Genomic DNA, 26,797 nt, shown 5'->3' with positions numbered 1-26,797 from the left:
CGCGCTGTTCCAGCGGCAAGCCCAAGCCGATCCCGCTGCGCCGAAGCCGAATCAATGGATGTCCACGACGGCAACCGTGTTATCGGGGCTGGTCCAGCGGATCTGCTTCACCATGCCGTTCGAGTCGTCGACAGCTACAGCGGCAATCGTCTGCGGACCCAGTCCAACATGACGTCGGCCTTCCCAGCTGCTGGCCGCGCGCTGTGCCTTGGCGAACTCCGCAGGGGTGTGGCCAACAAAGGCCACCAATTCGTAGCCGATATGCAGGTCAGTGACGTAGGTCTCGTATTGTGCGGCGCTGGCGCTTCCGACACAGGCAAGGCCGAACAGGGCGGTCGTGGCAATCATCAGACGTTTCATAAGGCTCTCCTGACGGACGAAATGTCCGTGAGGTGACCATAGGCCGACGCAGTCGACGGAGCATGAGGAATTCGCGGGGAAATCGCCGGGAGAATCTGATGATTTCGCATGGTTTCCACTTCAGGCGGATCTCACCCCCAAAAGACGCGGCGAAAGACGGGTTTGCTACAGGCCATGCCGATTAAAACTACCGACGACGCCACCTGAAGCACGAGAAATTCCGAACACTCGCCTGGCAGGCCAGAGCGAGGCGCCCGCCAATCGCATGTCAGACAAACGGGATCGGCCATGTTCTACCCCGTCCGACCGAGATGACACCTTTCGGCGCCAAAGCGCATGCTCTAGCCACAGGGAGAGCGCACAAGAGGACATGATCATGGTCACGATGGTGACAATGTCCGTCCCAGGCAGCCGCTGGATCTATCAATGCGACGACATCGTCGTCGAACCACGCGCGCACCGCCTGGAGCGCAACGGACATCCGATCCTGGTGGAGCCCAAGGCGTATGCCGTGCTGGTCGCGTTGATCGAGCAGGCCGGCGCGATGATTGGCAAAAATGCACTGCTCGATACGGTCTGGGGGCATCGCAACGTGACGCCAGGAGTACTCACCCGGGTGATTTCGCAATTGCGCAACGCCTTGGGCGACCCACCGCATAACCCACGCTATATCGCCACCGTGAACTGCCTGGGCTATCGCTTCATTGGCGAGGTGCATCGGTGCGAGGCATCCCCGGCCGCACCGACCATACCGCGGGAAGTCACGTCCATGAGGACTGCAACCGACACCCGATTGATGGAACGACGCCGCGCGGCCGAGCGGCGCAACCATCCCCGGCGCGATGCCTCCTGATGAGGCCGTTCAAGGAAGGCGCCCGCATGTGCTCTGGCGTCTTCCGTCCACATCAGACTCAGACGCCGTCCTGCTCGTGCAAAGTCAGCACGGCCTTGTCCTCGGGTGCCACCCGGTTCCACTTCTGCATGTAATCGACACGCTTGGCTTACCCTTTGAATGGAGGGTCGGCAGGATGCTTCCCGCGCGGCGCGGCAATCACCCGCCACGGCAGCAAGAGGGCAAACGCAGCTTGCTATCATCACCAGCTTGATTGCATCACCCGGCGCGACGCGCCATAGCTCAAGGAGCAGAAAGTCACTCATGCCCAGCATCGAACAACGCATTGCCCAGGACATCGCCGCCAAGACCGAACAGGTGCGCGCGGCGGTGGAATTGCTCGACGGCGGCGCCACCGTGCCGTTCATCGCGCGTTACCGCAAGGAAGTCACCGGCGGTCTGGACGACACCCAGTTGCGCCTGCTGGAAGAGCGCCTGTATTACCTGCGCGAGCTGGAGGACCGCCGCAGCGCGATCCTCGCCAGCATCGAGGAACAGGGCAAGCTGAACGATGTATTGAAGAACGACATCCTCGCTGCCGACACCAAGGCGCGGCTGGAGGATCTGTATCTGCCGTACAAGCCGAAGCGCCGCACCAAGGCGCAGATCGCGCGCGAAGCCGGACTGGAACCGCTGGCGCTGGGCCTGCGCGAGGATCCCACGCTGACGCCCGAGGCAATCGCCGAAAAGTTTGTCGACGCGGAAAAAGACGTTGCCGACGTGCGCGCTGCGCTCGACGGCGCGCGCGCGATCCTGATGGAGTCGATCGCCGAGGACGCCCACCTGGTCGGCGAGTTGCGCGACTGGCTGTGGGCGCAGGGGCAGATCCGCGCGAAGCTGGTCGAAGGCAAGGAGAACGAGGGCGCGAAGTTCCGCGATTACTTCGATCACGTCGAACCGGTCGGCAAGATCCCTTCGCACCGACTGTTGGCACTGATGCGCGCGCGCAACGAAGGCATTCTCGAACTGGAACTCGCACCGGCCGCCGATACCGAGCAGGGTCATGCCGAAGGCGAAGGCCGCGTCGCCGCGCACGCCAACATCCACAACCGCGGCCGTGCCGCCGATGCGTGGCTGCGCGAAACCGTGCGCCTGACCTGGCGCGTGAAGCTGCATCTGCATCTAACCCTCGACCTGTTCGGCCGCGTGCGCGAAGGCGCCGAGGACGAGGCGATCCGCGTGTTCGGCGACAACCTGAAAGACCTGATGCTGGCCGCGCCGGCTGGAGCGAGTACGGTGATGGGCCTGGACCCGGGTATCCGCACCGGCGTCAAGGTGGCGGTGGTCGATGCCACCGGCAAGCTGCTCGCCACCGATGTCATCTATCCGCACGAGCCGCGCCGGCAGTGGAATGAATCCCTCGTGCAGTTGGCGAAGCTGTGCAAGCAGCACGGTGTGAATTTGATCGCGATCGGCAACGGCACCGCCTCGCGCGAAACCGACAAGTTGACCGGTGAACTGATCAATAAGCTTCCCGAGGCCAAGCTGTCGAAGATCGTGGTGAGCGAAGCCGGCGCCTCGGTGTATTCCGCCTCGGAAATCGCCGCGAAGGAATTCCCCGAACTCGATGTGACCCTGCGTGGCGCCATCTCCATTGCCCGCCGCCTGCAGGACCCGCTGGCCGAGCTGGTGAAGATCGAGCCGAAGGCGATCGGCGTCGGCCAGTACCAGCACGACGTGAACCAGATCAAGCTGGCACGCGCGCTGGATGCGCGCGTCGAGGATTGCGTCAACGCCGTCGGCGTGGACGTGAACACCGCCTCCGCCGCACTGCTGTCGCGCGTGGCCGGCCTGTCCGTGTCGGTCGCGGAGAACGTGGTGAAGCACCGCGACGCGAATGGCCCGTTCGCCAACCGCAAGGCACTGCTGAAAGTGCCGCGGCTCGGCGACAAGGCCTTCGAGCAGTGCGCCGGCTTCCTGCGCGTGCCAAACGGCGACAACCCCCTGGACGCCAGCTCGGTTCACCCGGAAGCCTATCCTGTGGTCGAACGGATCATCGCTCAGTGCGGCCGCGAGGTGCGCAACATCATCGGCGACAGCGGCTTCCTGCGCGGCCTGAAACCGGAGCAGTTCACCGACGAGAAATTCGGTGTGCCGACCGTGCGCGACATCCTGAAGGAACTGGAGAAACCCGGCCGCGATCCACGCCCGGAATTCGTCGCGCCGAGCTTCGCCGAAGGCGTCGAGGACGTGAAGGATCTCAAGCCCGGCATGATCCTCGAAGGCCGCGTCACCAACGTCGCAGCATTCGGCGCGTTCGTCGACATCGGCGTGCATCAGGACGGTCTGGTGCATGTCTCCGCGCTGTCGCACACCTTCGTCAAGGATCCGCGTGACGCGGTGAAGGCCGGCGACATCGTCAAGGTCAAGGTGATGGAGATCGACCTGCCGCGCCAGCGCATCGGCCTCAGCATGCGGCTGAACGATGAACCCGGACAGGCGCGTGGTGGGCGTCCCGCCGTTGGCGGCAACCCGGACGGCAAGCGCGATGCCCGCAACGGCGGCCGGCCGGCCAGCAGCGCGCCCAAACCGGCAGCGGCACCGGCCAACAGCGCCTTCGCCGACGCGCTGGCACGCGCCGCCAAACGTTGACGCGGCCACGATACGGAAGCGCGCTGCAATGCAGCATGCGCTTCCGTATGGGGTGCATTAACGTAACGCTCATATAACAAGGCCATTCCGGCCCAGGAGTGTTACCCATGCTTCGCACTCGCCAACTCGCCGGCGCCATCGCCGCCACGTTGCTGTTCAGCAGCGCCGCCGTCGCCACCGACTTCAGTCAAGTCATCGTGTTTGGCGACAGCCTCAGTGACAACGGCAATATTTCGCTCGCCACGGCGCCCGGTATCCAGCCGCCCTTGCGCTTCACCACCAATCCGGGCCACGTGGCGATCGAATACATCGCCAGCCAGCTGGGCCAGACACTCAGCCCCTCGCTGACCGGCGGCTCCGACTACGCCTGGGGCGGCGCCGGTGTACTCACCAACTCACCCGGCACGCCGGCGGTGGTGCCTACCCTGACCAGCCAGGTCAATGCCTATCTCGCCGGCGGCAAGGTCAACGGCAGCGCGCTGTATTCGATCTGGGGTGGTGCCAACGACATCTTCTATGCCGCCACCTCGGCCGGTGCCGCCGCCACGGCGCAGCAGCTGATCACTCAGAACGTCGCAGCGCAGATCGCGCAGTTGCAGGCCGCTGGATACAGCGCTGCCCAGATCCAGGCGCTCACCCCGCAGATCACCCAGCAGGTGACGGCGGCGGTGACCCAGCAGGTGCAGGCAGCTGCCGGCGTCTCCTCCCTGATGACCGCCGATCAGGCGCAGGCAGCCGTCGGCGCCGCCGCGCAGCAGGAGGTCAAGTTGATCGGTCAGCTGCAGAGCGCCGGGGCGAAGAACATCCTGGTCTTCAACCTGCCCAATATCGGACTGACGCCGGAAGCCACCGAGCAGGGCGCTTCTGCCGCCGCATCACTGACCGGCCTCAGCCTGATCTACAACGGCCAGCTCAATAACGGTCTGGGCCAACTGGGCAAGGGCATCATCCCGATCAACGCCTATGCGCTGCTGTCCGAAGCGATCGCCAATCCGCAGGCCTTCGGTTTCACCAATGCCACCACACCGGCGTGTGGCGTCGGCTCCAGCTCGGTGCAGTGCGGACCGCAGGGTTCGGGCCTGCCGTACACCTACGCGCCCGGCACGAACCTGAGCTACGTGTTTGCCGATGGCGTGCATCCGACCACCGGCGCCGACATGATGCTCACCCAGTACGTGCTGTCGGTGATCCAGGCCCCGGCACAGATTTCGCTGCTCGGCGAGACGGCGCTGACGGACAGCACCGCGCAGACGCATGCCATCCGCAAGCAGATGCTGGCGGACAGCACCGGCGCCGAGACCCGTACGTTCGTCAATATCGATTACGGCGATCAGCGTTTCGATGCGAACAACGGCTCACCCAAGACCAACAGCAACAATTTCAACTTGACGCTGGGTGCGGATATACACGCCACCGACCACGTCTCTGCGGGCGTCGCATTCGGTGTCAGTCAGAACAATGCCGATTTTTCCGGCGGCGGTGGTTACAAGCTGCAAGACCTGAGCGGACTCGGTTACATCACCTATCAGGCTGGCGGCGGCTACGTCGGCGGTTATGCCAATTTCGGCCACTCCGGATTCACCAATATCCAGCGCGACATCACGCTCGGTGCCATGCAGCGCAGTGAGAGCGGCAAAACCGATGGTTCGCACCTGGGCGGCGGCGCCACGGGTGGCTGGTGGTTTGATTTCGGCAGCTTGCGCACCGGCCCGTTTGCCAACCTCGAGTGGCAGACCATCAAGGTCGACGGTTACAACGAAAGCGGCAACGACAGCACCGCAATGTGGTTCGGGCGGCAGCAGCGCGATGCGTTGATCGGCACCCTCGGCTGGCGCCTGCAGGGCAGTTGGCAGGTTGCCAATCTGTTGCTTTCGCCGTACGCCGAACTGGGCTGGAACCACGACAGCAAAGCTCAGCCAGACTCGGTCAGCGCCGGCCTGAACAGCATGAACGGCACATTCGAGCTGACCGGATTCACCCCCGACAAAAGCTGGGGTACCGCTGATCTTGGCGTGTCCGCCCAGCTCACGCCCAACGTGACCAGCTGGATCGGTTACAGCGGTCGCTTCAGCGACAACAGCCAGAAGTACAACAGCATCAACGCGGGCTTCAAGATCGGTTTCTGACCCGGCGCTGGTCGCTACAACAAAAAGGCCGTCCGCTTGCGCGGACGGCCTTTTCATATCCGTTTTCAGATGACTTACTTGTTCTTGCCGTTCGTGGCCAGGCTGAGAATGTCCTGTGCCTGCTTGTGCAGCTTCGCCGCCGCATCGTCGTCCAGCGTCTGCACGTCATTGCCGACCTCATGCTGCTTCAGCACCAACGTACCGTCATCGCTCCAACCGGCACGGTCGATCGAGCTGGGTTTCGCACCGCTGCTGGCCATGGTCTGCTGCACGATCGCCCACACCTTGCCATCCTTGTAGGCGTAATCGGTGCTGGTGAAGCCCTTGTCGCCATAGTCGACCAGTTCGCGAATGAACTGGATCTGGCCCGCCTGGCGGAACAACTGCCAGCCGCGCGAGGCATTCGCCTCGAGCTTGGTGCCATGCGTGACCTTCATCGCACCCAGCTGTTTCTGATCCGCGGTGAACGCGGCGAGCACCTTCTCGCCCGGCGTCTGCTCGGCTACCAGCTCGATCGCCACGCCAGTATTCTTGCTGCCCTTGGCCAGCACCGGCGCCTGCATCGGCATCACATAGTGACGCTCGCCGTCGGTCAGGGAGACCTGCACGATGTAGAGGTCATCCGGCTTCACTTGGGCCGGATTGAAGGTCAGCTGGAACGGCTGCGGGAACGTTCCTGCCGGAGACGTCTTGCTCGCCAGCGGCGCGGTGCCCGCGGCGGTCGCCGTCACGTCGATCAGGTTGACCACCAGCTGGGCATTGGCCGACGGCTGGCTGGCCCCACGCAACGAAATCGTGCCGCTCACTTCGCTGGGAGCCTTGGTGGACGCTGCCGTACCCGTCGAGGCGGAGGAAGCCGCGCCCTTATCCGTCGGCTGCGACGGGGAAGCAGGATTATTGCAGCCGGCCAAGGCCAGGGCTGCAACCGACATCAGCGACAAAACCGTCTTGCGCATGGGAAAACCTCATCAACGTGAAAGCAAGCACGAAAGCTGTCAGGCGCCTGTGCGCCGCGGCTTTACGCGGGGGAAGCTGTTAAGAATAGCCCAAAAATGCCGTCGCTGAAAAATCAACCCAACCAATGACCTGCCATGCGCAGGCGTACGCAACTTCCTGCACGACCGTCCGCCGTCCGGACTTTTGCTGATCGCCACCGATCAGACCGGCGGCGTCAATCGCGCCGCAGGGCACGATACGCGATATCGCGCCGGCAAAAGGCACCGGCGTAATGGATCTGCTTGACCGCGGCATAGGCCTGCTCGCGGGCCGCCGTGATGTCCCGGCCCAGCGCGCATACCGTCAGCACGCGTCCGCCCGCCGTGACGGCACGACCCTGGCCATCGAGCCGGGTGCCGGCATGGAAGACCTTGGCATCGCTGTGGGTGACTGCATCGAGACCCTCGATCACGTCACCGCTGCGCACCTTGCCCGGGTAACCGCCGGCAGCCATCACCACGCCAATCGCCGGGCGCACGTCCCAACGGGCTTGGGCGTGTGCCAGCCGGCCGTCCAGCGCGGCATCGATCAGTTCGACCAGATCGGACTTCAGCCTCAGCATGATCGGCTGGGTTTCCGGATCACCGAAGCGCACGTTGAACTCGATCACCTTTGGATTGCCCTGCTTGTCGATCATCAGGCCGGCATAGAGGAAACCGATGAACGGCGCACCCTCGCTGGCCATGCCATGCAGGGTCGGTTCGATCACTTGCTCGAGGATGCGCTGTTCGACCTCGGGCGTGACCACCGGAGCCGGCGAATACGCGCCCATGCCGCCGGTGTTGGGACCCAGATCGCCCTCGTCGCGGCGCTTGTGATCCTGGCTCGAGGCCATCGGCAGCGCATGACTGCCGTCGCTCATCACGATGTAGCTGGCCTCCTCGCCATCGAGGAATTCCTCGATCACCACCCGCGCCGAGGCATCGCCGAAACTGTGCGCGCCGAGCATGTCGTGCAACGCCAGCTCGGCATCGGCCAGGGTCAGCGCGACCACCACGCCCTTGCCGGCGGCGAGACCGTCGGCCTTGATCACGATCGGTGCGCCGTGCTGGCGCACATAGGCCAGCGCCGGATTCAACTCGGTGAACACGGCATAGCGCGCGGTTGGGATGTTGTGCCGCTGCAGGAAGTCCTTGGCGAAGGCCTTGGAACCTTCCAGCTGCGCGGCGATCGCGCGCGGACCGAAGATACGCAGACCGGCACCACGGAAACGGTCGACCACGCCGGCCACCAGCGGTACCTCGGGGCCGACCACGGTCAGCCCGATCTTCTCGCGCTTGGCCAGCTGCAGCAGGCCATCGAGATCGTCCATCGCGACATCGACATTACGCACACCCGGTTCATGCGCGGTGCCGGCATTGCCGGGCGCCACGATCACCTCGTCGACCTGCGACGACTGCTTGAGCTTCCACGCCAGCGCGTGTTCGCGCCCGCCGCTGCCGATCACCAGAACCTTCATGCCTGCACTCCGAGTACCACCCATGCGCCAAGCAGCGCAGGCGCGCATTGTAGCGGCAGCACTGGAACAGCATCTGAGCAATGCGCAACCGGTGCTACTGCAACGTTTCAGGCGTGATGCTGCAGCAGCTCCAACAGCGCCGCCCGCGGCAATTTGCCGGTCTCATTGCGCGGCAACGCGGCCACCAGGCGCAACGGACGCGGCAGGAACAGCGGATCGATCGCGCAACGCAGTGCATCAAGGATCGCGTGCTCGTCCAGCTCCGGTGCCACCACCAATGCCGCGATGCGATGCACACCAAGCGCATCGGCGCCATCGAGCTGAAACACCACGCCGTCTTGCACGCCCGGTATCGCCAGCAGGCGGCGATTGAGGTCACCGAGCGAGGCGCGCTTGCCGGCGATCTCCAGCATGTCGGCATGCCGGCCGCGCAGGCGGAAGCGATGCCCACCATCGGACAGGCTGACGATATCGGCCAGAGTAATGGATCCGTCCAGTTGCGGCGCCTCGATCGCGGTGCCGTCCGGTTGCGGATGCAGGGCGACGCCGTCATACAGCAACCAGTCCTCGTCCACGGTGGGACGACGGCTGGCGAAGACACAGGTTTCGGTAGAGCCGAACACTTCCAGCAACGGTGCGCCGAAGCAATGCTCGGCGGCCTGCGCCAGCTCGACCGCCAGCGGCGCGGTAGCCGATACCATCGCCGCGATCGAAGGCAGCTCGATACCGGATTCCACCAGCGCGCGCAGATGCACCGGGGTGGTCACCAGCACGCGCGGCATCGGCATCTCGGCCAGCGCAGCGGCCACGTCGGCCGGGAAGAATGGGCGACCAGCATGCACGCCGACGTCGCCGAGCAGCGGCAGCAGTACCGACATTTCCATGCCGTACATGTGCTGCGGCGGCACCGTGGTGACCACCGTGAACTGTGTTCCGACGATGGCCTGCAACATGCTCAGGTTGCCGAGGTTGCTGGCATGGAAGCTGCGCCAGGTCTTTCCGTTCGCACTGGGTTTGCCGGTGGAGCCGGAGGTGTAGCCGATCGCCACCAGCTGGTCGGCTGGAATCATCGGCCATACCTCATCCGGCACGAGCGCCGGCACTGCTTCGAGCGGTGGCAGCCGGCGGTAGCCGCACGGTGCCGGGTCGAGCGCCTGCTCGCCCAGCGCATAGCTGCCCGGGTGCGCCGCCATCACTTCGTCGACGGCCTGCTGCGCGCGCGAGGATGGCAACAGGTTGGTCTGGCCACGCAGCACGATCGCGCAGAATGCCACCAGAAACGCGTACCGATCCTCGCAGAGGTTCACTGCAGCTGCGGCCGTGGGGAGTTCGGCAGCCACGGCGTGCACATGCGCGAGAAACTGCGCGGCACTCACCGCCTTGCCATCGCGCCATGCCAGCACCCGTGCGGAGTCGATCGCATTCAGCAACGGCAGCCGCTGCGGCGCTTCCCGCTGATAGGTGTCGTAAACGATAGCCACTCGCTGTCTCCCTGACGTTCCGATTCGTTGTACCCGGGGAGCAGCATTGCGCCTGCCGGTGAACGGCGGCGTGAATGTCGAAGTCTGTCGTCCCGCTACGGTTCAGCTGTCGCATGACGACTGCCGACCCGACGCGCCCCTGGACGCTTATGCCCGAATGATAGCGCCCGACAAGGCATCGCGGATCACCGTGGGGCTGGTTTGTCCGCCCAGCGGCGCATCCAGCACGCCATCCAGCGCATCGCCAAAATAATCCACCACGGTCTGCGCCGAACGCGCCGGCAACCGACCATGCGGATTTGCGCTGGTCGAAACCAGCGCGCCACCGAATGTCCGGCACAAGGCGCCAGCGGGTTCATGCGAGGTGACCCGCAGCGCAATGCCGGCATGCTCGCCGGCGACCCATGCCGGCACGGCGGCCGAGCGCGGGAAGATCCAGGTGTGGGGGCCAGGCCAGCTTGAGCGCACCTGCCGCATGATCGCGGCAGGCACGGCCGCAAGGTCGATATAGTGCTCGACCTGCTCGAACGCCGCCGCAATCAGCAGCACGCCCTGGTTTGGCGGACGTTGCTTGAGCGCGAATAACCGCTCGAACGCAACCCGGTCGTGCGGATCGCAGCCGAGCCCGAACACCGCCTCGGTCGGATAGGCCAACACGCCGCCGTCGCGCAGCAACATGGCGGCGCCGTCGAGCTCGGCGGGGGTGAAGCGCCGCAGCACTCAGGCCTCGACTTTCTCTGCCACGGCTTTCTTCGTCGCCGCTTTTTTGGTGGCCGTTTTCTTGGTCGCCGTCTTCTTGGCGGCTTTCTTCTTCGTCGAGGCCTTCTTCACGGCGGTCTTCTTCGCCGCCGGTGCAGCCTTCTTCACAGCCGCTTTCTTGGTCGCCGTCTTCTTCGCAGCGGTCTTCTTGCCGAAGCGGCCCTTGCGCACCGGTGCAGCGGCGAGCAGTTCGAGACACTGCTTCTCGGTCAGCTCCTTCGGCTCCTGCTCCTTCGGAATGCGCGCGTTCTTCTCGCCATCGGTGATGTACGCGCCATAGCGGCCGTTGAGTACCTGCACACCGTTGCCGAAATCGAGGATCAGGCGGTTCGCCAGCATCTCCAGCTTTTCGGCCACGATCTGCAACGCGCGCGGCAGCTCGATCGTGTACGGGTCGTCCTCGGGTTTCATCGAGGCATAGGTGCTGCCCTGTTTCACGAACGGGCCGAAGCGGCCGATCGCCACGCTGACTTCATCGCCGTTTTCCGCCTGGCCAAGCTGGCGCGGCAACTTGAACAGCTCCAGCGCCTCGGCCAGGGTGATCGTGTGCATGCTCTGGCCGGGACGCAGTGAGGCGAAGGTCGGCTTGTCCTCGTCGTCCTTGGTGCCGATCGCGGCATACGGCCCGAACCGGCCCAGCCGCACCGACACCGGCTTGCCGGTTTTCGGGTCGCTGCCGAGTTCGCGCGCGCCGGTGGCCTCGTTGCGATCGACCGACTCGGTTTTCTCGTCCACCTGCTGCTTGAACGGCAGCCAGAAGCGCTCCATCAGCGGCACCCAGGCTTCCTCGCCACGACTGACCGCGTCGAGTTCGTCTTCCATCTTCGCGGTGAAGTCGTAGTCGACGTAGCGGGTGAAATGCGCGGTGAGGAAATTGCTGACCGCGCGGCCGACGTCGCTGGGCTTGAAGCGGCGACTGTCGAGAAAAACGTATTCACGGTTCTGCAGCACCTGGATGATGCTGGCATAGGTCGACGGGCGGCCGATGCCGTGTTCTTCCAGCGCCTTGACCAGGCTCGCCTCGGAATAGCGCGGCGGTGGCTCGGTGAAATGCTGGTCCGCGGCGATTTCGTGCAACGGCACCTGCTCGCCCACTACCATCCGCGGCAGGCGACGGCCTTCGTCGTCGTCCTCTTCGGTTTTCTGGTCTCGACCTTCCTCGTACACAGCGAGAAAGCCCGGATCGATCACGGTGGTGCCGCTGGCACGGAACGATGCGTCGCCGCCGGTCACATCGCGCAATGCAAATTCCACGGAGACGGTATTCAGCGTGGCGTGGATCATCTGGCACGCGACCGTGCGCTTCCAGATCAGCTCGTATAGCTTGCGTTGGTCGTCGTTGAGGAAGGCGGCCACCGCTTTCGGCGTGTACATCGCGGAAGTCGGGCGGATCGCCTCATGCGCTTCCTGCGCGTTCTTCGACTTGGTCTTGTAGACCTGCGGCGCGTCCGGCAGCGCATGGGCGCCGAAATCGCGCACGATCAACTGGCGCAGCTCGGCCAGTGCATCGTCACCGAGCATGGTGGAGTCGGTACGCATGTAGGTGATCAGGCCGACGTTGCCCTCGTCACCGAGCGCCACACCCTCATACAGACCCTGCGCCACTTTCATCGTGCGGCTGGTGGTGAAGCCAAGCTTGCGCGCGGCCTCCTGCTGCAGGGTCGAGGTGGTGAACGGGGCGGCCGGGCGGCGCTTGCGCTCCTTGGAGCCGACGTCGCTGACCGTGAGGCGACCGTGTGCGGCCTGTTTCAGCGCAGCGCGCGCCGCCTGCGCATCGGTCTCGTTGGTGAGGTCAAACTGCTCGAATTTCTTGCCGTTGAGCTTGCTGAGGCGTGCCGTGAAATCGCCATCGGCGTGCTTCAGCTGTGCCTCGATCGTCCAGTATTCGCGCGCCTTGAACGCCTCGATCTCCTCCTCGCGCTCGACGATCATGCGCAATGCCGGTGACTGCACGCGGCCGGCGGACAGTCCACGCTGCACCTTGCGCCACAGCACCGGCGACAGGTTGAAGCCGACCAGGTAGTCCAGTGCGCGCCGTGCCTGCTGCGCGTCGACCAGGTCGTGCGAGAGCTGGCGTGGCGCGGCCACTGCGGCCTTGATCGCCTTCGGCGTGATTTCGGAGAACACCACGCGGTGCAGCTGCTTGCCCTTGGTGAGGCCGCGCTCCTTCAGGATCTCGCTGATGTGCCAGCTGATCGCCTCGCCTTCGCGATCCAAGTCGGTCGCAAGATAGATGTCGTCGGCCAGCTTGGCCGCCTTGGCGATCGCATCGACGTGTTTCTCGTTGCGCTCGATCACCTCGTAAGCCATGGTGAAACCGTGTTCGGTGTCGACCGCGCCCTCCTTCGGCTTCAGGTCACGCACGTGACCGTAGGAGGCAAGGACCTGAAAATCCTTGCCGAGGTATTTGTTGATCGTCTTGGCCTTGGCCGGTGATTCGACGATGAGCAGGTTTTTTGCCATGAAGCTGGATTTCCGAAAGCGAACCACCGGCGCTTGCGGCGCCGGACATATATATAGTTGAAACCATGCCGTGCCAGCGGCTGTCAAGCCCGAACGGCCTTGCGACACGACCTCAGTCATGCCGCGCAAGCGCTCAGGCGGCGGTCGATCCGCTTGGCAAGCGCTGGTAACGATTGCCCGGCAGACTTTCGATCCGGCCCTCCAGCTCCAGTATCAGCAGCATCGAAGACAACGTCGCGGCAGATTGCCCGGTATGTTGCACAAGTTCGTCCAACGTCGCCGATTCATGGCCTATTTTGAGGAATAATTGCCGATATTCGGGATTTTCAAGCTGCTGGAACGAATCATCCATGGAGTCCTTCCCGGTTGACGACTTTGCCGCCTCGCCACCGGCTTCCTCTCCCAACCGGACAGCCAGCTCGGCGCCGAGCATGCGCGCTACCGGCGCCAATGTCTCGATAATCTCGCTGGCACTCTCGACCAGTCGCGCGCCATCACGAATCAACCGGTGGCACCCGCGAGCGAGCGGATTATGGATGGAACCGGGCAACGCGAACACCTCGCGCCCCTGTTCGCCGGCCAGCCGGGCAGTGATCAGCGAGCCGGATTGCAACCCGGCCTCGATCACCAGCGTGCCCAGCGCAAGACCGGCAATCAGCCGATTGCGCCGCGGGAAATGGTCGGCCCGCGCCGGCGTGCCGGGTGGAAACTCGCTGACCAGCGCGCCGTGCGTGGCGATCCGCCGTGCCAGCCCGTGATGCTTGCGCGGATATACCCGGTCCGGCCCCGTACCGATCACCGCCAGTGTCGCCGCACCGGCATCCAGCGCCGCCGCATGCGCCGCACCATCGATACCGTCGGCCATGCCGCTGGTGATCACGAAGCCGGCCTGCGTCAGCGCGCGGGCAAATGCGCGGGCATGCGCCAATCCCGCCGTACTGGCGTTGCGCGCACCGACAATGGCCACTTGCGGATGCAGCAGAAGACTGGCGTCACCCGCCACGAACAACACGGCTGGCGGCTGCGGAATATGTTCCAGTTGCGGCGGAAAATCCGCCTCGGTACAACACAGCAGATGATGGCCTGGCTCGGCCAGCCATGCCAGATCGGCCGCGAGCCGCGCTTCGTCCGGTTGCGCCAGCCATGCCTGTGCCGGTTCTCCCAGCGATGCGGAGTCGCGCCGCAATTGCCCCAGCACCACCAGGATGTCGCCAGCGGCTACGCTTAGCCGTTCGCGCAGGCCGCCGGGGCCCAGCCCCGGCGTCCGCAGGGCAATCAACCACGCGCGCAAATCATCCATGACGTTCATGCACTGCAGTTTAAGCAACACCCGCAAACAGAAACGGCGCGGTGGTGGCCGCGCCGTACTGTAGGAAAGTATCGCTACCGGCTGGCCGGACTATTCCGGTGCGCGCAGACGAGCTCCGATGTGTATCGGCCGTAGACCGTCCATCACCAGGCCGTAGCTGACCCGATCGAAAGTGCGGAACACCATCACATGACCGACGTACTCGTCCGGCAACGTGACCGTCTTGCCCATGCTGCGACGCCAGCTGTTGCTCGCCACGTCGTCGTGGATGGTTTCGCCCGGCTCGTAGATGGAGAACGTCTGGCCGTTGTCGACCCCATCCCTGGCACCAATCGACAGTGCCACCACCTGGCGCGGGCCCGCTGCGTCCATCGCGTCGGCGAACCCAACCACCTTGGCACCGGTCGGCACGGACTTCGGCGGATGTGGGTAGTAGTACGGGTCGTACGGCGTGTCATCGACCGGCATGATGCGGTCGCCACTGCGGATTTCCAGCGTCGAATCGAGCAGCAGCAGGGTTGACGGGTCGCCCATGCGCAGTGTTTCGGCGGTACCAATGACGCTGACCTCGACACCGAGGTCGTCACCCCGGCCGTAATGCCCGTCATTGCGGGTGTTCTCGTCCCATGGCGCATTGACCATCGCCGCATTGCTGTCGAGCTCATGGCCAACCAGATCAGCACTGCCGGGATCGTTCTGATCGAAACCACGGAACACGTGGCTCGGCCGCACGATTGCCCAGCGCTGACCGGGCGCACCCTGCAGGCCGCGCACGTATATGTTCTGGCCGACCGTACCGCGCAGGCGTGCCTCCTCTAGGCCAACCACATACGGCGCCGAGCTGACGGCATTGGAATCCATCACCCGCATGTCCTTGAGGAACATCTTCAGCTCGGCCAGCGGAATCGCCGGCACGGCATCACCTTCACGATGCACGCTCGGCTGCATGCGCAGACGCGGCCCGTTGATGAAAGACAAGTTGAGCACGTCGCCGGGATAGATCAGATGCGGATTGCGCACCTGCGGATTGGCCTGCCAGATCTCCGGCCACAGCCACGGCTTGGACAGGAACTTGGCGGAGATATCCCACAAGGTATCGCCCCGACGTACGGTATAGCTGTCGGGATGATTGGCTCGCAGCTGCGCGCCGGCCGCATAAACGGCCACGGTGACCAGCATGCCGGCCACCAACACGAATAGCTTTCTGATCATTGGTGGGAATCCCCCTTCCCCAGAGCTCGGTCGAGTGTAACCGAATGGTTAACGTGCGCAACAGGTTTCAATTGGCAAAAATCGTCTGCGCTCGGATGTTTGCCGACGTACAATAAGGCACATTCTAGATCGCGTCCGGGGGTGGTTTTTACCAAATCGCCCGCACTTTCGGCGCCGAGGCAAAATCCATGTCGATACTTTCCATCCTTGAATTTCCCGACCCGCGCCTGCGCACTCGCGCCGAGCCGGTGCGCGTGTTCGACACCAAACTGAAACAGTTCGTCGCCGACATGTTCGAAACCATGTACGCCGCCAATGGCGTCGGGCTGGCGGCGACCCAGGTCAACGTGCACCAGCGCGTGCTGGTTGCCGACATGAGCGACGACCGCAAGCATCCGCTGGCGCTGATCAATGCGCAGATCCTCGAAAAGGACGGCTCGCAGGTCTACCAGGAAGGCTGCCTGTCCTTCCCCGGCCTGTACGCCGATGTCACCCGCGCCCTGCAGGTGAAGGTGAAAGCGCAGGATGTGGATGGGAAGGAAATCATCGTCGAGGCCGAGGGCCCGCTGGCGGTATGCATCCAGCACGAGCTGGATCACCTGGACGGCAAGGTGTTCGTCGACTACCTGTCGCCACTGAAGCGCGCCCTGCTGTTGAAGCGGCTGGACAAGCAGCGCAAGCAGGCGGCGAGTGCTTGAATAGTCCAGGCCTGCGGCTGGTCTTCGCCGGCACCCCGGAGTTTTCCGTTCCCTGCCTCGAAGCCTGCCGCGCCAGCGGTGCCGAGGTGGTGGCCGTCTATACCCAGCCCGACCGACCGGCCGGTCGTGGCCGCAAGCTCACCCCGAGCCCGGTCAAGCAGGCCGCGCTGGCTGCCGGCATCGCGGTCGAACAACCCGAGTCGCTGAAGTCCGCCGAGGCTCAACAGACGCTGGCAGCGTATCGACCCGACCTGCTGGTGGTGGTCGCCTACGGCCTGATCCTGCCGCGCAAGGTGTTGGCAATCCCGCGCCTGGGCTGCTGGAACGTGCACGCCAGTCTCCTGCCGCGCTGGCGCGGCGCGGCGCCGATCCAGAGGGCGATTCTTGCCGGCGACAGCGAAAGTGGCATCGACCTGATGCAGATGGAAGCGGGCCTGGATACCGGCCCGCTCCTGCTGGAGCGGCGCACACCGATATCCAGCGAAGATACCGGCGGTTCGCTGCATGATCGTCTGTCCGCGCTGGGTGCTGATGTGCTGGCTGAAGGCCTGCTGCGGACACTGGCCGGTGAGGCGCTGACCGCCACTCCACAGCCAGAGGAAGGTGTGCTGTACGCCCACAAGCTGGACAAGGCCGAAGCGCGACTCGATTTCAGCCGTCCGGCGCTGGAACTGGAACGTCAGGTGCGTGCCTTCGACCCATGGCCGGTCGCCGAAGGCGAGATCGCTGGCGAGCCGTTGCGGATCTGGGCCGCACAGGCAATCGAACGCGATCACCACACCGCGCCGGGCCAAGTGATCGCCGCCGGCCGCGATGGCATCGACCTCGCCTGTGGCCACGGCGCGTTGCGCGTCGTCGCGTTGCAGCGCGCTGGCGGCAAGCGCATCGGCGCGCTCGACTACCTCAACGCGCGCCCCGAGCTGCGCCAGTTCCGATGAAACCAGTTCCAATGAAGCATGTTCCGATGAAATACCCCCGATGAAGACCGATACTCGCGCGCTGGCCGCCAAGGGCCTCGCTGAAATCGCCCTGCGCGGCGCCTCATTGCGCGACGTGATGGAGCGCACGGCGCCGCGTCTGGCCGATCCGCGCGACCGCGCGCTGCTGATGGCCCTGCTCAGCGAAGGTGCACGGTGGTGGCTGCGCTTCGACGCCGCGATCGATGGCCTTCTGGAAAAATCCCTGCGACACAAGGATCCGGCGATCCACGCCCTGCTCGTGCTGGGCCTGGTGCAGCTGGAAATCCTCGAAATGCAGGACTATGCGGCGGTAGCAGCCACCGTCGAGGCGGTGCGCGCACTGCAGCGACCGCAGCTGGCTGGACTGGTGAATGCCGTGCTGCGCCGCTGGCAACGCGAGCGCGAGACCCTGATTGCCCAGCTCGATGCCAAACCGCAGACCCGCCATGCACATCCGGCGTGGCTGGCCGCGGCACTGCAGCGCGACTGGCCCGAACAGGCCGAGGCGGTGATGACCGCCGACAACCGCGAACCTCCGCTGATGCTGCGGGTCAATCGGCAGCGCAGCAACCGCGAGGCACTGATCGGACAACTGCAGACTGCCGGATATGCGACCAGTGCGCATCCCTGGCTGAGCGACGCCCTGGTGTTGCCACACAGCACGGATGTCACCCGCCTGCCCGGTTTCGAGGATGGTCTGTTTGCCGTACAGGATGGCTCCGCGCAGGTGGCTGCGGACCTGGCCGACCTGCGGGATGGATTGCGCGTGCTTGATGCCTGCGCCGCGCCTGGCGGCAAGGCCTGCCATCTGCTGGAACGTGCCAACGTTGACCTGACCGCGCTGGAGTTCGATCCCAAGCGTGCCGAGCGGATCCGTCAGAACCTCATGCGGCTGCGACTGAATGCCAAGCTGGTGATCGGGGACGCCGGTGCAACGGCCGGCTGGTGGAAGGGACAGGCGTTCGATCGCATCCTGATCGATGCGCCGTGCTCGGCCACCGGCGTGTTGCGCCGACGACCGGACGTGCGCCTGCATCGGCGCGAGAGCGACATCGCTGCCATGCACGCGCAGCAACGCCGGATCCTCTCCGCGCTATGGCCGCTGCTGGCTCCAGGCGGACGGCTGGTCTACATCACCTGCTCGGTATTGCGTGCGGAAAATGAGGTGATCGTCAGCGAACTGCTGGCGACCCAGCCGGATGCGCAGGCCGTGGCCTTCACGCTGCCGGTGGGCCACGCCGCGTCCGTGGGCTGGCAGATCCTGCCCGGTGATGGCGACCTCGACGGTATGTATTACGCGGTACTGCAGAAGCGTCCCTGAGCCCACCCCTGGCCCGGCACAGCCCTCGATCATGCCTGCCCAGTGACTTCGGCAGCCGGGCTATGCTTGGCGGCATTGACCACCAGTTGACGAAGAAGAGTCGACCCGTGAAGCCCTGCGTACCTCTGTCCCATGCTCGCCCACTGTGGTTGAACAGTGCACGCCAAGAGCTGCTGCTGTTCGGCGTGTTCGCGCTGCTGCTGCTTGGCCTCGGCATCGGCTTGCGCGATCCGTGGCCCTCCGACGAGCCGCGCTTTGCCCTGGTCGCACACTGGATGGTCGAACATGGCCAGTGGCTGTTCCCGCACCGCGGCCATGAGCTTTATCCGGACAAGCCGCCGGTGTTCATGTGGCTGCAGGCGCTGGCCTACCTGCTCACCGGATCCTGGCGGGTGGCGTTCCTGCTGCCCTCACTGGTCGCCGCACTGGGCTCGCTAGCCCTCGTCTACGACCTCGCCCGGCGGCTGTGGAACCACCGCAGCGCCCTGCTCGCCGCAGCCACGCTGCTGGTGACCATCCACTTCAGCTATCAGATGCGCAACGCGCAGATCGATCCACTGCTGCTGGGCTGGATCACCCTGGCCAACTACGGCCTGCTGCGCCACCTGCTGCTGGGGCCGTCGTGGCGCTGGTTCGCCATCGGTTGTTTCTTCGCCGGCGTAGGCGTGGCGACCAAGGGCGTCGGCGTGCTGGCGCTGCTGATGCTGATTCCCTACCTGTTCGCCCGCCGTGGCCAATGGCGTCAACTGGCACTCCCGCACGGCGGCTGGCGCTGGGTCGGCGGACTGGCGCTGTTCCTAGTGCCGATCCTGGCGTGGTTGCTGCCGATGCTGCTGGTCGCGCGCGCCGACGGCGATCCGCAGCATGCCGAATATGTGCAGAACATCCTGTTCGGGCAGACCGTGCATCGCTACGCGACACCGACCGGGCATATCCATTCACCGTTCTATTTCCTCGGCATCATCGTAGTCGACTGGCTGCCGCTGTCGCTGCTGCTGCCGTGGGCGCTGCCGGCCTGGTGGCGCCGATTGAAACGGCGCGACGCGCGTTTCCTGCTGCCGGTGGGCTGGATCGTGCTGGTCCTGCTGTTCTTCTCGTTCAGCCCGGGCAAGCGCGATGTCTACATCCTGCCGGCGCTGCCGATGACCGCACTGGCACTGGCGCCGTTGCTGCCGGGCCTGTTGCGCAAGCATGGCGTGCGCGTTGCGGTGTTTGCCCTGACTCTGCTGCTGGCGACGGCAATGACCGTCGCCGCGACACTGGCCCTGCATGCGCACCCGAAATGGGCCGCCCAGCTGGAACAAAGCCTGGATCCGCAGATCTGGTGGCTCTTCTTGAGCATCGGACTGGCCGGCCTTGTCATCGTTGCGTTCACGCGGGTGCGCCGCGCACCCCTGGGCTGGTTGCTGTTCGCCTTCATCCTGTGGGGGCTATATGGCCTGTGGGGCTACCCGATGCTCAACGGCGACCGCTCGGCGCGCGACGTGATGCTGCATGCACGAGCCATCGCCGGACCTGATGCGACGCTCGGCCTGCTCGCCTGGAAGGAGCAGAACCTGCTGATGGCGCAGGGACCGGTCGCCGAATTCGGCTTCCTGAAACCCTGGTCGCAGCAGTATGCCGACGCTGTGGCCTGGCTGCAGCAGGATCCGGCGCATCGCTGGATCTTCAGCCTGGACGAGGCAATGGGTTCGTGTGTGGACCGCCATCACGCGATCCATGTCGGCCACGCCAACCGGCGCGACTGGTGGTTGTTCAGGGCCGACGCGGTGATACCCGGCTGCGGGCCGGTGACAAGCGACGCCCAGGACGACGATTCACTCTGACTTCGCAGCACGGCTGCCAGACTTCGTTCACAGTGGCGAGCTTAACCTTTCGGTACAATCTCAGATAACGCACACCATCGCAGCCCTACTGGCCCGGCAGCATGGTCAGAAAGGGAGTTCTCGTATTGGCTAGACAGCTTCATGGCGTGCGCGCAGATCCGGTTTCATGGCGAATCTGGACGCTCTCCGTACTGGTAGCCGCCATGCCGGCCTGCTTCGCCGTGCCTTGGCGCTTCAAGACCTTGCCGATGGCCGTGCTGTTCGTGGTCGGCATCGTCCTGCTGCTCACCCGCCGGGACATCCGCCTCAGCTACCGTGTTGCCTGGTCGGTCGCGGCCGTGTGTGCGCTACGCCTGCTATACGACATCGGCAATTTTCTGGGACACCGGCTCGATTGGATCACGCTCGATCTGCCGGCGCAGACATTGTTGTTCCTGGCAGTCGCGGCCGTATTCGCGCTACCACTGCGCGAGCGTGTGATCGCGATCGGCTTCAGCCTCACCACCCTGCTACTCGGCGTGACCTGCATGGTTCAGCGTTATGCGCAGGCGGTCGACCGACCGGCCGGCCTGAACGGCGGCGACTGGGCGGCGATTGAATTTGCGATGTTCCTGCTGGTGCTGGTACTGCTGTCGATGCTGCAGGCGCTGCGCGCGGGCACGAACCGCGGTGATCGCTGGCTGCATATCGTGGCCGTACTGATCGGTCTGTATGGCGCGGTACTGACCCAGAGCCGCGGTCCCTTGCTGGCTTTCGCCCCGATCTACCTTGGCCTGATGCTGTGGTATGCGATGCGAACGCACCTGTGGCGGCGCATGCTCGTGCTGTTCGCGGTGACTGTGATTGCCATGCTGGCCGTCACCGCCACGCTGCATCGGGAAATGATCAACCGGCTGGCCGATGTACCCCAGGAAATCGCCACCTATGGGCCCGACGACACTTCCGGTGCCGTGCGCGAACGGCTGGAGATGTGGCACACGGCATGGCAGGCGTTCCTCGAACATCCGCTGGCTGGCATCGGCCTGGACCAGTTCGGCGTCTATGTCCGTGCGCAGGCAGCGGTTGGCAACGCCAGTCCGGCGATCGCCAGATACGTGCACCCGCACAGTGAATATTTCGAATCGCTGGCCGCGGGCGGCTTGCCCGCGTTGCTGGCGCTGCTGCTGTTCCTTGGCGTTCCGCTGGGATTTTTTGCCCGGCATGTCAACCATTCGCAGGAGCCGGTCGCTGCATCCGCCGTCGCTGGACTGATGGTGATCGGCATGTACGCTCTATGTGCGTTCAGCGACAATGTGTTTTATCGGGCGATGCCGCAATCGCTGTATCTGTTTCTCGTGTTGGGTCTGGCCGTAAGCATCGGCCGGCAGCTACACCACACATCACCTCGCTGACTGTCGATCTTCCATGGCCCGTATCAATTTGCTCGCTTGGGACAATCAGCGCGGACTCAGCCACGACATCCGGCTGTTGTCCGAAGTGCTGGGCGCGCTCGGCCACCAGGTCCACGTAACCACGCTCGGTCCGCATCGACAGGACGGCCGCTGGAAAAGCGTGCCGATGTACCTGCGCATGCTGTGGCGGTGGCTGCGCAGCGGCGGACGGCAGACGAAACTGTTCGACGTGAATATCGCACTGGAACACGTGCGCCCCTGCTATTTCGGGCTGGCCCGGCTGAATCTGCTGGTGCCGAATCCGGAGTGGTTGTCGCCGCACAGTCAACGTTACCTGCCGCGCTTCGACGCGATCCTGTGCAAGACGCGTTACGCCGTCGACCTGTTCAGCGCACGCGGCTGCCGCGCGATCCACATCGGCTTCCGCAGCACTGACTGCCTGGACCGGAGCGTTCCGCGCCAGGCTGCCTTTCTGCATCTGGCCGGGGCCAGTCGGATGAAGGGAACACAGCGCCTTCTCGCGCTGTGGCGGCGTCATCCGGAATGGCCAAAACTGCTGTTGCTGCAATCGCCAAAGACGGCACTCCCCGCTGCCGAGCCGAGCCCTGCCAATATCGAGCACCGGGTGGGCTATCTGAACGACATCCGTGAAATCCGGCATCTGCAGAACGCGCACCGGTTCCATCTGTGCCTGTCGGAAACCGAAGGCTGGGGCCACTACATCGTCGAGGCGATGAGCTGCGCGGCGGTAGTGGTCACCTGTGACGCGCCGCCGATGAACGAACTGGTTACCGCCGAACGCGGCATGCTGGTGAGTACCGACGGGGCCCTTCCGTTCAACCTGACGACCCGCTATCGGTTCGACGAGGCGGCACTCGAAGCCACCGTCGAGCGCCTGATGCGGATGCCCGAGTCGGCACAGTCCGTGCTCGGCGAGCAGGCACGCACCTGGTTCACATCGAATGAAGCAGCCTTCGCCGCCCGACTGGACACCGCTCTCCGTCAGCTGCTCTGAGTCGCCGCGTGGTCGCGCCGTGCGAGACGGAGATCCACCGGTGCTTCCGCGAATTCGGCCAGATGTTGATCGAGACCAAGCTCGCAACGGATCAACTGGCGCGCCCGCGTATCGTCCACGATCAGGTCGTTCGGATTGCCGACGACGTGCTTGCGGGTGTGATGGTAAAGATGCGTCGCCTGTGCGCTGAAACGAAGATCACGCCGGAGCAGGCCTGCGTGGAAGGCGCGCGCCGCCAGCTCGGTATCTTCGCGGCCCCAGCCGGTCATCGCCTCGTTGAAGCCATTGACGCGCAACAGGTCGTCGCGCCAGAACGCCATGTTGCAGCTCTTGATGCCGCGCCGCTTGGTACCCGGCTTGGCATACCAGCGTGCCAGCGCCGGCAGGCGCAAGGTGTGCCGACGCCGCTCGATGCCGCGACTGAAAAAGCCCGGCATGATCAGCCCCTGCTCCAGCATCCGCCGGGTCAACCCGGCATCGGTCAGTACCCGCGAACCTTGTGCGAAACAGCCGTAACGTGCGAACGCGCGGTGGTCGGCGATGAAGTGCCGTTCGGCCACCATGTCGCCATCAAGCAGGATGATGTAATCGCCCTGCGCGGCGGCGATCGCACGATTGCGCGCACGGCTCATGCGCGCGCCGTCGTCCGGCTGCCACAGATGCACCAACCGCACTGGATAATCCTTCGCCATGCGCTCAAGCAGTTCGCGTGTGGCCGGTTGTGAACCGTCATCGGTAACGATCACCTCGTAGGGCAGCTCACTCTGCGCCACCAGTGCATGCAGCACCATCTCCAGCGCCGCAGGCCAGTTGTAGGTGATCACCGCGACGCTGATACGCATCGCCGCGTCCCCGTTCCTTGCGATGGCAGTCTCAGCCACGCGATTTCCAGCCGCGCCGGAGAATGTTCAAGGCGCGCTCCCATTTGCGCCACGGCGACACCTTCCGCATCATCACCAGCCTGACGTAACGCTTGGTTTCGCTCCACGGCGGTTGCGGCTTGGTCAGGAATTCCAGCTTGCTGAACTCGATGCACTCCGGGCCCATGCCGATCTTGGCGGCGTAGTGCTGGATCAGCGCACTGGAAGTCATCTTGTTGATGTATTCGATCCGAGCCGACTGGTTCGACCACCAGCCGTTCTTGCCGTGGATGCGATAGCGCACGCAGCCGGTCGGCAGGTAGTACTTGTGGGCACCCAGCACGCTGCAGCCGAACACCAGGCAATTGTCGGCCGACAGTCGCCAGGTGCGCTGGAACGACTCGGGCAGATCCAGCGCCTGTCGCGCCCATGACGCACGCATCGACAACGCAGAAGTCGGCGCTCCATACCACTGGGTCAGCACGTAGGTGCTGATCGCGGTATAGCCGAGATCGACCTCGCTGCTGTGAAAACTCATCACCCGGTCCTGCTGGTCGAACAGCTGCAGGTCGGAAAACACGAAATCGATATCCGCGCGCGCGTCATACAGCGCACCGAGGCGGCCCAGATAGCTTGGCTCCCAGCAATCGTCGGAGTCGAGGAAGCTGATCACATCCGCATGCGCTGCGTTCACGCCACGCTGAAACGCACTGAGCTGACCGCCATTGATGCCGCTGATCAGGGTGACGCGCTCGTCCGCGCCATAGCGCTCGCGCAACAGCACGTCCGAGCCATCGGTGGAACCGTCGTCGACCACGATGACCTGCAGCGCCTTGCGGCTCTGCGCCAGCGCACTCTCCACCGCCTCCAGCACGAAATCGCGATAGTTGTAGCTGGTGATGACCACTGCGAACGTCGTCGCCTGCATGCCCGCGCAGCGATCAGAACTGGCCGTCATCGGATCATCCTCAAGTTCTTTCGGCAGCGGCGGCTCTGCCAGAACGTCTTCGCCCACGTTATCACTCATTCGCGCACTCCCCCCGAGAAGGCTGCTGCTTGATATGACAACGTACTCCTTCCGCTAGTTGCCGGCAGCTGATGCCACACCACCATCATATCGAATCCGGCTGGCGTATCCGCCGTCACGGATCATCATCGGCCACGCCACGCGCCAGTAAACGGCAGCGCAAGGCATCCCAGGGGATCGGCTAGAATCCGCCGCATGCCCACCCTCCCGCTGACCCTCGCCGTCATCACCCACAACGAGGCCGAGAACATCGCACGCTGTCTGGACAGCGTGCCGTTCGCGGCCGAAAAACTGGTGGTCGACAGCGGCAGCGACGACGATACGGTGGCGGTCGCACAAGCGCACGGCGCACGGGTGGTGCATCAGGACTGGCTCGGCTTCGGCCCGCAACGCAATTTCGCCACTACGCAATGCGCGTACGACTGGATCCTGGTGCTGGACGCGGATGAATACCTCACGCCGGAACTCGCCGCCGAGTTGCAGGAGCGCCTGACGGAGCTGATGGCCAGCACCGCGCCCGCCGCGTATCTGCGTCGCAGCACGATCTACATGGGTCAGCCGATGCGCTGGTATCGCCCGGCGGTTGGCGAGCGGATGGCGCGGCTATATCACCGTGGCCGCGCGCGCTGGAGCGATGCGCGTGTGCATGAATCGCTGCGCTTCGACGGCATCGCGCCGACACTGCGGGCGCCATTCAACCACGTCAACAACCCGACCTTGCCACACAAGCAGCTGAAAGTTCTGCGCTATGCCGAACTGAAATGCCGCGACTGGCGCGACAAGGGCAAGCCGGTGCGGATGTGGCAGGCGCCGTTCGTGTTTGTGCTGGCCTTCCTCAAGGACTACCTGTTCCGGCTGGCTTTCCTGGATGGCTGGCGCGGCTTCATGATCGCGCAGACCGCGGCCAGCTATGCGCTGTACAAGCGCATGCGCTACTACGAAATGATCAACAATCCGGAGTCGGTGGCGCAGGCGGCCCACATCCTCACCCAGCACGGCATCGATCGCTGATGAACAGCAAAAAACATTATTTGCTGTACGGATCGGAGCGCTACGCGCTGGCAATCCTGCGCCCGTTGCAGGAAGCGATCCGCGCACGCGGCGACGAGGCGGGGTGGTTCTTCGACGGCCCCGGTGCGGAGGATCTGCTCGCCGGCGAGCGCCTGCTCACGGTGGACGAAGTACGCCGCTGGAAGCCGATCGCCGTGATCACCTCCAGCAACGCGGTACCGCACTTCTTTCCCGGCGTGAAGGTCGAGACCTTCCACGGTTTCGATGCCGGCAAGCCGCGGCACATCTATGTCCGTGGCTTCTTCGACCTGTACTGCACCACCGGGCCGCGCGACACCGCCAAGTTCAAGGAAATCGCGGACCGCGTCGGTCACTTCGCGGTGACCGAGACCGGCTTTCCCAAGCTCGATCCCTACATGAAGGAAATCACCGGACCGCTGCCGGATGTGCGCAAGCCGCCGGTGATCCTCTATCACTCGACGTTCTCGCCTTCGTGGAGCGCCGCCGAGACGCTGTATGAGGAAGTGAAACGGCTATCGCGTGACGGTCGCTGGCGCTGGATCGTCACCTTCCACCCGAAGATGAACCCCGAAACCACCGCCAAGTTCAAGGCACTGCAGAACGAATACCTCACCTTTGCCGAGAACGACAACATCCTCGAACTGTTCCCGCAGGTGGACATGATGTGCTCGGACACCTCGTCCGCGCTCAACGAGTTCCTGCTCACCGGCAAGCCGGTGGTGACGTTCAAGAACCGCCGCCCCGGACCGCAACTGATCGACATCGACGAGGCGGCGCAGTTCGAACCGGCGATCGAGCGTGCGCTGGCACGACCGCCGGAGTTGCTCAAGGCGATCCGCGACTATGCCGATGCGATCCACCCGTATCGCGACGGTCGCTCCAGCGAACGCGTGCTGGATGCGATCGATGCGTTCATCGCCAGCGGTGCGAAGAACCGCCGGCGCAAACCGCGCAACCTGTGGCGCAAGCTGAAGATCCGCCGTCGTATCGGTTATTGGGGACCGGCCTGAGCACGCAAG

The 26,797-nt window shown here is 64.5% G+C and carries 21 protein-coding genes; 11 read left to right on the top strand and 10 right to left on the bottom strand.

Annotation, left to right across the window (positions count from 1 at the left end):
- Window positions 1-51: 51 nt before the first annotated feature.
- On the bottom strand, window positions 52-360 hold the full coding sequence (locus tag B0E48_RS00445; protein WP_139350107.1) for a hypothetical protein: 309 nt from the start codon (window positions 358-360) through the stop codon (window positions 52-54).
- A gap of 394 nt (window positions 361-754) precedes the next feature.
- Here B0E48_RS00445 and B0E48_RS00440 point away from each other — a divergent pair, with 394 nt between their 5' ends.
- From B0E48_RS00440 to B0E48_RS00430, 3 genes are all read left to right on the top strand, one after another.
- On the top strand, window positions 755-1,213 hold the full coding sequence (locus B0E48_RS00440) for a winged helix-turn-helix domain-containing protein (protein WP_168170265.1): 459 nt from the start codon (window positions 755-757) through the stop codon (window positions 1,211-1,213).
- A 303-nt stretch (window positions 1,214-1,516) separates the two neighbouring features.
- Window positions 1,517-3,844: a Tex family protein gene (locus B0E48_RS00435; protein ID WP_077515498.1), complete on the top strand. Its 2,328-nt coding sequence runs from the start codon at window positions 1,517-1,519 to the stop codon at window positions 3,842-3,844.
- Window positions 3,845-3,951: 107 nt separating this feature from the next.
- Window positions 3,952-5,970: an autotransporter domain-containing protein gene (locus tag B0E48_RS00430; protein ID WP_077515497.1), complete on the top strand. Its 2,019-nt coding sequence runs from the start codon at window positions 3,952-3,954 to the stop codon at window positions 5,968-5,970.
- A gap of 74 nt (window positions 5,971-6,044) precedes the next feature.
- On the opposite strand, the gene B0E48_RS00425 is transcribed toward B0E48_RS00430, so the two are convergent.
- The 7 genes from B0E48_RS00425 to B0E48_RS00395 all read right to left on the bottom strand — a co-directional run bounded on the left by B0E48_RS00425 (window position 6,045) and on the right by B0E48_RS00395 (window position 15,649).
- On the bottom strand, window positions 6,045-6,926 hold the full coding sequence (locus B0E48_RS00425; RefSeq protein ID WP_077515496.1) for a DUF1481 domain-containing protein: 882 nt from the start codon (window positions 6,924-6,926) through the stop codon (window positions 6,045-6,047).
- Between the two features lie 215 nt (window positions 6,927-7,141).
- Window positions 7,142-8,425 (bottom strand): phosphoribosylamine--glycine ligase, encoded by a 1,284-nt coding sequence (gene purD / locus B0E48_RS00420; protein WP_077515495.1) that lies wholly within the window; start codon window positions 8,423-8,425, stop codon window positions 7,142-7,144.
- A 107-nt stretch (window positions 8,426-8,532) separates the two neighbouring features.
- Complete coding sequence (locus B0E48_RS00415; RefSeq protein WP_077515494.1) at window positions 8,533-9,906, bottom strand: AMP-binding protein; 1,374 nt, start codon at window positions 9,904-9,906, stop codon at window positions 8,533-8,535.
- Between the two features lie 147 nt (window positions 9,907-10,053).
- On the bottom strand, window positions 10,054-10,626 hold the full coding sequence (locus B0E48_RS00410; protein ID WP_077515493.1) for a Sua5/YciO/YrdC/YwlC family protein: 573 nt from the start codon (window positions 10,624-10,626) through the stop codon (window positions 10,054-10,056).
- Window positions 10,627-13,128 (bottom strand): DNA topoisomerase I, encoded by a 2,502-nt coding sequence (locus B0E48_RS00405; protein ID WP_077515492.1) that lies wholly within the window; start codon window positions 13,126-13,128, stop codon window positions 10,627-10,629.
- 133 nt (window positions 13,129-13,261) lie between these two features.
- On the bottom strand, window positions 13,262-14,437 hold the full coding sequence (dprA, locus tag B0E48_RS00400; RefSeq protein WP_077515491.1) for a DNA-processing protein DprA: 1,176 nt from the start codon (window positions 14,435-14,437) through the stop codon (window positions 13,262-13,264).
- A gap of 90 nt (window positions 14,438-14,527) precedes the next feature.
- Window positions 14,528-15,649 carry a LysM domain-containing protein gene (locus B0E48_RS00395; RefSeq protein WP_077515490.1) on the bottom strand — a complete coding sequence of 374 codons (1,122 nt, stop codon included), beginning with the start codon at window positions 15,647-15,649 and terminating at the stop codon, window positions 14,528-14,530.
- A gap of 188 nt (window positions 15,650-15,837) precedes the next feature.
- Here B0E48_RS00395 and def point away from each other — a divergent pair, with 188 nt between their 5' ends.
- The 6 genes from def to B0E48_RS00365 all read left to right on the top strand — a co-directional run bounded on the left by def (window position 15,838) and on the right by B0E48_RS00365 (window position 22,859).
- A complete protein-coding gene (gene def, locus B0E48_RS00390; protein WP_077515489.1) occupies window positions 15,838-16,347 on the top strand; it encodes a peptide deformylase in 510 nt (169 codons plus the stop codon).
- Window positions 16,344-17,285 (top strand): methionyl-tRNA formyltransferase, encoded by a 942-nt coding sequence (gene fmt / locus B0E48_RS00385; protein ID WP_077515488.1) that lies wholly within the window; start codon window positions 16,344-16,346, stop codon window positions 17,283-17,285. Before def ends, fmt begins: the two co-directional genes overlap by 4 nt.
- 40 nt (window positions 17,286-17,325) lie before the next feature.
- Window positions 17,326-18,627: a 16S rRNA (cytosine(967)-C(5))-methyltransferase RsmB gene (gene rsmB / locus B0E48_RS00380; protein ID WP_077515487.1), complete on the top strand. Its 1,302-nt coding sequence runs from the start codon at window positions 17,326-17,328 to the stop codon at window positions 18,625-18,627.
- A 107-nt stretch (window positions 18,628-18,734) separates the two neighbouring features.
- Entirely contained in the window at window positions 18,735-20,453 is a 1,719-nt protein-coding gene (locus B0E48_RS00375; RefSeq protein WP_077516792.1) for a glycosyltransferase family 39 protein, read from the top strand.
- 203 nt (window positions 20,454-20,656) lie between these two features.
- A complete protein-coding gene (locus tag B0E48_RS00370; RefSeq protein WP_077515486.1) occupies window positions 20,657-21,844 on the top strand; it encodes an O-antigen ligase family protein in 1,188 nt (395 codons plus the stop codon).
- 13 nt (window positions 21,845-21,857) lie between these two features.
- The gene (locus B0E48_RS00365) at window positions 21,858-22,859 is read left to right on the top strand and encodes a glycosyltransferase (RefSeq protein WP_077515485.1); all 1,002 of its coding nucleotides are present in this window, start codon (window positions 21,858-21,860) and stop codon (window positions 22,857-22,859) included.
- Here B0E48_RS00365 and B0E48_RS00360 read toward each other — a convergent pair.
- Window positions 22,847-23,701: a glycosyltransferase family 2 protein gene (locus B0E48_RS00360; RefSeq protein ID WP_077515484.1), complete on the bottom strand. Its 855-nt coding sequence runs from the start codon at window positions 23,699-23,701 to the stop codon at window positions 22,847-22,849. The genes B0E48_RS00365 and B0E48_RS00360 overlap by 13 nt on opposite strands.
- Window positions 23,702-23,732: 31 nt before the next feature.
- Window positions 23,733-24,746, bottom strand: a complete 1,014-nt coding sequence (locus B0E48_RS00355) for a glycosyltransferase family A protein (RefSeq protein ID WP_254423794.1) — start codon at window positions 24,744-24,746, stop codon at window positions 23,733-23,735.
- Window positions 24,747-24,941: 195 nt separating this feature from the next.
- On the opposite strand from B0E48_RS00355, the gene B0E48_RS00350 reads away from it, so the two are divergent.
- Together B0E48_RS00350 and B0E48_RS00345 are read left to right on the top strand one after the other, a co-directional pair.
- Window positions 24,942-25,757: a glycosyltransferase family 2 protein gene (locus B0E48_RS00350; RefSeq protein WP_077515483.1), complete on the top strand. Its 816-nt coding sequence runs from the start codon at window positions 24,942-24,944 to the stop codon at window positions 25,755-25,757.
- Window positions 25,757-26,788, top strand: coding sequence for a CDP-glycerol glycerophosphotransferase family protein (locus B0E48_RS00345; protein WP_077515482.1), 1,032 nt, complete (start codon window positions 25,757-25,759; stop codon window positions 26,786-26,788). The genes B0E48_RS00350 and B0E48_RS00345 overlap by 1 nt, the downstream gene beginning before the upstream one ends.
- Window positions 26,789-26,797: the final 9 nt, after the last annotated feature.

The sequence above is a fragment of the Rhodanobacter sp. C03 genome (assembly GCF_002001175.1).
Taxonomy (GTDB): domain Bacteria; phylum Pseudomonadota; class Gammaproteobacteria; order Xanthomonadales; family Rhodanobacteraceae; genus Rhodanobacter.
Note: the sequence above shows the minus strand (reverse complement) of the source record. Positions and strands in the feature narration are given on the sequence as shown.